Source organism: Mycolicibacterium vinylchloridicum, from assembly GCF_013404075.1.
In the GTDB taxonomy this organism is placed as follows: domain Bacteria; phylum Actinomycetota; class Actinomycetes; order Mycobacteriales; family Mycobacteriaceae; genus Mycobacterium; species Mycobacterium vinylchloridicum.
Map to the genome: position 1 here is coordinate 1 of NZ_JACBJQ010000115.1, position 5905 is coordinate 5905.

The window sequence follows — 5905 nt, forward strand, 5'->3', positions numbered from 1 at the left end:
CAGCTCGTCGACGCCCTGCGCCGACACGCTCACCCCGACACCGGCGCCGACACCAAATCTGTCGGTGCCGCCGCCTAGAGTTCATCGTGGATCGTCACCCAAATTCCACGCGACTCGGGACATGCTCAGTTTGGTAATCGGTCGTGCCAATACCCTGGCGGATGATCTGCACATTTCCACTGTCTCGAAGACACCGGACCCGATGCACTCTCACACCAAAGCTGTGAAGCTCGCATTTACTCTCACGAACTACTTCACTGCGATCGTCGCGCGGAGAGTGTGGCCTTGCCACCGTCAGTGCCACCCGAATATGCACTCGGGATCCTGCGTAACAACGGAATTATCCGTACCGGTACGTTTCTCAATCACTTGACCAACCAGCGCTGTACATTAAGACAGCACCTATGCTACACACCCGTCTAGCGGACTCGATCGCGCCGGATTCCGCAACGACCGGGGCGACATGAAGCGACTCAACGGCACGGATTCGGTTCTGCTGTACGGCGAGACACCCAATCTCCACCTACACACACTCAAGGTGTTGATCGTTGAACCTTCGGAGGGCGACGACCCGTTGGACTTCGATTCGTTCCGCCGAGCATTCGCGGAGCGACTACCCGCTCTGGAGCCGTTGAGCGGGCATCGCTTCTAGGACCGCCGTGCAGCGGACCAACCCCCAAAAATGGCCTCACTCGAACCGCAGGAATCCGTCGCGGCGAGCAGCTGTCAATGAATTCACCCCGGATTTGACGTTTAATCAAACCCGGGGTGGTTCACCGACTGGGCGCCGCACCGCCCAACTCGAACCGGCCAGGGCTCAGCCGCCGGTCATCACCGCTCCTCGTACAGCTTCGCCATTTCAGTCACGTCCTTGTAGAAGACGTCAATCTCGGTGATCTGTCCGTCCTCCACTTTCCAAAGTTCGACCATGGGCATACGCACGGTCCGACCGGTGTGCTTGGAGGTGAACGTGCCGATCATCCGGACGACGACGACGTCGCCGCCGGTGTCCATCATCTCCCGGTCGCTGACAACCAGATCTGCACCGGCAGCGATCCCGCCGAGTAGATCCTCGCGAAATGCCTTGACCCCCTGATGCAATCCCCCGAACGGTAGGTTGTCGGCCTCCTTGACAACGATGTCGGGGTGAAAGTTCGCGACCATGGCATCGATGTCACCTGCCGCCAACGACTCAAACAGATGGGATACCACCTTGACGCTGCCAACGCTCATATATGACTTCTCCTCAGATGGGTGAGAGTAAACGCCGAAGGTCGCCTCGAGCACTCCATCCAGGGACAGATTCGCCGATGCGACGACTCCGATCTAACCGCCCAAAGTGATGGGCGTCACTCGACACTAGCATCTTGCATCCCGGATTCACAAGGCACATGTACTGAAATCTCCACTGCTATAACATTTTTAGTGGATAGCGACTAAGCAGTCGCCGGGCTGGACATGCAAAGGGCCACGGCTGACAACGATGTCACCACCCGTAGCCCTTTCGCGAGTGTCGCCTACTGTGCCGTGAAGTGAGGCATCACCTTCTCACCGAACAGTCTCAACTGATCGACGGTTTCCTCGGTGGTCAGGTTGCCCTGCGCGTACATGTTCCAGGAGAAGATTTCCAGGTTGCCGCCTTCGGTGTAACAGGTCTTCAGTTCGGCAATCTGCTCTGTCACGGATTCTGCTGTGCCGCAGAGCAACCAACCCTTATCCACGATTCGTTTCGTCAAGTCCTCGACCGTCGAGAAGGTGAGCGGCTTCACCTCGGGGTCGGTCTCGTCGCGCCAGTTCTCCATGTAGCCGAAGTGCTGGAAGTAGTTGAAGAAGTCGGTGCCCGCACCACGGACGGCGAGCTCGAACGCCTCGTCATAGGAGTCGGCGATGGCGACATCTCGAACGGCCGCTATACCCTCGCCAAGTTGGCGTTCGAACCCAGCGTTGGCCGCCTCCTCCTGGAACTTGCGGCAGAAGTCGCGTACCGCAACAGGATTGCTCGGGAACAAGAGCATCTTGTACTGGCAGGCGACCACGCCGCTACTATTTCCAGTGAAATACGGAACAAATCATCATAATTATCCGAGACGAAATCTAGTTGCTGCTCAATCTCTAGAAGATATAGGCAGTGCAATCATGATCGCGCCAAGATATGACGTCAAGGGACCAAGGGAAGCTGCTTCACCAATCTGGCGTTGCGGAAGAAGTCCTTATTGGTTTGAGTTGTATACGCGGCAGCCCCTACCACGTCCTCAACGAGAAAATCGCCGAACGGATCGAGCTCAATACTTCCAAACTCGATCTCGCGACACTCCGCCGCCCATGCATCAGTAACCGTGACCTCGGACGTCGGAGACAACCAGATTGAGCGCTCCGCGTACTCTGTATAACCCAGGTTTGGAATCTCGCGCACAGTAAGCGCGCCTGCTCCGGATACCGCCCCTGCTGACATCGCAGCGAGCTCTTCATCGGCGAGCTTGGCTCCAACCTCGATTTGCATTCTAATTATCTGCGTGCCGTGACGGTGCACAGTAATCTCGAGATTCCCCCCTCCCATGGGCGTCGCGCGAATGTCTGCAAACTTTTTAAGGAACCCAAAATAGACACCCCATGGGATTAAGAAGTCTGCAGTTGTCTTGTCAGTATAGACGCTGTCTACCATCTCCCAGCCCGCCGTCCCAGCAACGTCACCATACACCGCATTCGCGGCAAATGAGAAGGCCTGGTACGGGGAATGCCGGCCATCGAAACCAAGATTCGTGGGGTTTACGAAGAAGGATAGCTGCAGGTGAGGCGGTAGGTCCCGGTTCACTTTGAGGGGTGGCGGTACTACGATCTTTTCTATGGCCTCGTAGCTCGTCGCGATTGTTACCGAGTACCAATGGATGCGGGGCATAATCGGACCATCGTACGGATATGCGTCTTCAGGTCGGGCTCCCGACAGATTGAGTACGCCTCGAGTAAACGACTTTGACATACTGTCTCCTTAACAGGGTTTCGTTTCTAAAAAACAGGGTTTCGTTTCTAAAAAGTCGGAGTAGAACTTACAAACTTGGCTCCACGCTAGGCGGGTCGCTGAAGGTCTGCGATGTCGGGGTATCGCCCTTCTGGGGCTGAAGCTCTGGGCCGCAAACTCCCAGGATACGAAAGCGGTCCTTCACAAATATCTTTCCGCCTAACAAACTCCGCCAACTGCCCGCTCCTCTCGGAATATTGTCCCCCGACATCACGATGCGAGGATCTGCACCGGCAGCGATCCCGCCGAGTAGATCCTCGCGAAATGCCTTGACCCCCTGATGCAATCCCCCGAACGGTAGGTTGTCGGCCTCCTTGACAACGATCTCGGGGTGAAAGTTCGCGACCATGGCATCGATGTCACCTGCCGCCAACGACTCAAACAGATGGGATACCACCTTGACGCTGCCAACGCTCATATATGACTTCTCCTCAGATGGGTGAGAGTAAACGCCGAAGGTCGCCTCGAGCACTCCATCCAGGGACAGATTCGCCGATGCGACGACTCCGATCTAACCGCCCAAAGTGATGGGCGTCACTCGACACTAGCATCTTGCATCCCGGATTCACAAGGCACATGTACTGAAATCTCCACTGCTATAACATTTTTAGTGGATAGCGACTAAGCAGTCGCCGGGCTGGACATGCAAAGGGCCACGGCTGACAACGATGTCACCACCCGTAGCCCTTTCGCGAGTGTCGCCTACTGTGCCGTGAAGTGAGGCATCACCTTCTCACCGAACAGTCTCAACTGATCGACGGTTTCCTCGGTGGTCAGGTTGCCCTGCGCGTACATGTTCCAGGAGAAGATTTCCAGGTTGCCGCCTTCGGTGTAACAGGTCTTCAGTTCGGCAATCTGCTCTGTCACGGATTCTGCTGTGCCGCAGAGCAACCAACCCTTATCCACGATTCGTTTCGTCAAGTCCTCGACCGTCGAGAAGGTGAGCGGCTTCACCTCGGGGTCGGTCTCGTCGCGCCAGTTCTCCATGTAGCCGAAGTGCTGGAAGTAGTTGAAGAAGTCGGTGCCCGCACCACGGACGGCGAGCTCGAACGCCTCGTCATAGGAGTCGGCGATGGCGACATCTCGAACGGCCGCTATACCCTCGCCAAGTTGGCGTTCGAACCCAGCGTTGGCCGCCTCCTCCTGGAACTTGCGGCAGAAGTCGCGTACCGCAACAGGATTGCTCGGGAACAAGAGCATCTTGTACCCACTGCGCGCGGCATTGATCATGGTCTGGGGCGAGAGCGAGAAAGGAACCCAAATCTCCGGGTGCGGTTTCGTGGCCGGCGCCGGGACGACACCGATCTTGACCACGCTGCCCTCGTCATCGATCTCACCTTCGGCGCCGAATTCACGGCTGATGTCGACGGTCGGCCAGTTCTTGATTCCGGTGAACGGGAATGGAACCTGAAAGTACTTGCCGTTGTAGCTGAATGCATCCTCGGTCCAGGCTTTGAGCAGGACTTCGAGATACTCGTTGAAGATCTCGCGGTTCTTCGCATCCGACGCCGGATTTCCGCTCGCGATCAGCTCCTGCTGCGCGATCGTCTGCATCCACCGACTCTGGTAACCCCGGGCTACACCGACCTGAATTCGCCCGGGATAGAGCTGGTCGAACAGCGCAACATCCTCTGCGATACGCAGCGGATTCGATGTCGGTAGGACGAGAGACAACGGAATGAACGAGATCTGTTTGGTGATTGCAGCCAGGTGCGAGTAGAGCACCATCGGCGACGGCATCACCTCGATCCCCTCAGTGTGAAAGTGATGTTCGACCGTCGAGAACGAGTGAAAGCCCAGCTCGTCCGCCTGAACCACCAGCTTGCGCAGTTCGTCCAGCATCGCGCTGTAGGTTGCCACGTCTCGACCAATCGGCCGCTTTACCCGCCGCTCTTGCTCCGTCGCATACAGTTTCGGAACTGTCACCAGGTTGAACTTCATCGTTAACCACCTCTCGATCTGACGTCATACCGATCCGAGTGCATTCCTCGCCGCCTGACACCATCGGTAACAGGTGCACCGATGACGCCGGGCCGGTGACGAGGCGAAACTCAGATTTCCGAGGCGCAATCACGCTCAGTACCAGCGCCTGTATCCCGGATACCGGATACCGGATACGTTACCCAAGTCACACCGGAAAGGCAATGTGCAGTCGCTCAACTGCGGTAGGCGTCCGCCATGCTCTTGGCATCCTGCCCGCCCAGTGAGTCTGATCCCACCTCGGCGTTGTGGGCGTGGGCAAGATGATGCAGCGCGAACACCGAGTCCATGCCCGCGCGCAGGCCCATCAAGTCCTCGCACTGGTTCACCGCGCGCTTGGCCAGCGCCAGCCCGAAGGCCGGCATCGCCGCGATCCGTTCGGCGATAGCCATCGTCTCGGCTTCTAGGCCTTCCCTTGGCACCACCCGATTGACCATGCCCAGTTCCCTGGCGCGAGTGGCATCAACACGGTCACCGAGAAACAGGAACTCCTTGGCGAAACGCGGCTGCATCTGCCACGGATGCGCGAAGTACTCGACGCCGGGGATTCCCATGCGCACCACGGGGTCTGAAAAGAATGCGTCGGTCGAGGCCACCACGAGATCACAGGACCATGCGAGCATCAAGCCGCCTGCGACACACGCTCCCTGCACCATGGCAATGGTCGGTTTCGGCAGCTCCCGCCACCGGCGGCACATCCCCAGATAGACCTCGCTCTCCCGCGAGAAACGCGCTTCCGCGCCGACCTTGTCCAGATGATCGGGGTAAAGCGATGCCCGCCGGGTCAAGTCCAGGGGCGTGGTGTACGACGTCGTCGTGTGATTCTTCGATGTGATGGTTCAGGCGGTCAGTGCCGCGGGGGTGGCCTCCTGTTCGGTCGGTGAGCTCTGATCGGCTCGGGATTTGCTG

The 5905-nt window shown here is 57.9% G+C and carries 6 protein-coding genes and 1 pseudogene; 1 reads left to right on the plus strand and 6 read right to left on the minus strand.

Annotated features, from left to right (window positions below):
- The first annotated feature begins 463 nt into the window (after nucleotides 1-463).
- On the plus strand, nucleotides 464-652 hold the full coding sequence (locus tag HPC46_RS33410) for a wax ester/triacylglycerol synthase domain-containing protein (RefSeq protein ID WP_179476296.1): 189 nt from the start codon (nucleotides 464-466) through the stop codon (nucleotides 650-652).
- A gap of 179 nt (nucleotides 653-831) precedes the next feature.
- Here the strand turns inward: HPC46_RS33410 and HPC46_RS33415 are convergent, their stop codons facing one another.
- From HPC46_RS33415 to HPC46_RS33440, 6 genes and pseudogenes are all read right to left on the minus strand, one after another.
- Nucleotides 832-1233, minus strand: coding sequence for a nuclear transport factor 2 family protein (locus HPC46_RS33415; protein ID WP_179476297.1), 402 nt, complete (start codon nucleotides 1231-1233; stop codon nucleotides 832-834).
- A 284-nt stretch (nucleotides 1234-1517) separates the two neighbouring features.
- The gene (locus tag HPC46_RS33420; RefSeq protein ID WP_179476298.1) at nucleotides 1518-2036 is read right to left on the minus strand and encodes an LLM class oxidoreductase; all 519 of its coding nucleotides are present in this window, start codon (nucleotides 2034-2036) and stop codon (nucleotides 1518-1520) included.
- 122 nt (nucleotides 2037-2158) lie between these two features.
- Entirely contained in the window at nucleotides 2159-2977 is an 819-nt protein-coding gene (locus HPC46_RS33425) for an acetoacetate decarboxylase family protein (protein WP_325096868.1), read from the minus strand.
- Nucleotides 2978-3044: 67 nt separating this feature from the next.
- Nucleotides 3045-3434, minus strand: a complete 390-nt coding sequence (locus tag HPC46_RS33430) for a nuclear transport factor 2 family protein (RefSeq protein ID WP_179476300.1) — start codon at nucleotides 3432-3434, stop codon at nucleotides 3045-3047.
- Nucleotides 3435-3718: 284 nt separating this feature from the next.
- Nucleotides 3719-4876: an LLM class flavin-dependent oxidoreductase gene (locus tag HPC46_RS33435; protein WP_179476301.1), complete on the minus strand. Its 1158-nt coding sequence runs from the start codon at nucleotides 4874-4876 to the stop codon at nucleotides 3719-3721.
- 296 nt (nucleotides 4877-5172) lie between these two features.
- Nucleotides 5173-5775, minus strand: a pseudogene (locus HPC46_RS33440) (enoyl-CoA hydratase); the annotation flags it as partial.
- Between the last annotated feature and the right edge of the window lie 130 nt (nucleotides 5776-5905).

Coding starts and splice junctions, on each gene's coding strand:
- HPC46_RS33410 (WP_179476296.1), top strand. CDS start 464: ATGAAGCGACTCAACGGCACGGATTCGGTTCTGCTGTACGGCGAGACA.
- HPC46_RS33415 (WP_179476297.1), bottom strand. CDS start 1,233: ATGAGCGTTGGCAGCGTCAAGGTGGTATCCCATCTGTTTGAGTCGTTG.
- HPC46_RS33425 (WP_325096868.1), bottom strand. CDS start 2,977: ATGTCAAAGTCGTTTACTCGAGGCGTACTCAATCTGTCGGGAGCCCGA.
- HPC46_RS33430 (WP_179476300.1), bottom strand. CDS start 3,434: ATGAGCGTTGGCAGCGTCAAGGTGGTATCCCATCTGTTTGAGTCGTTG.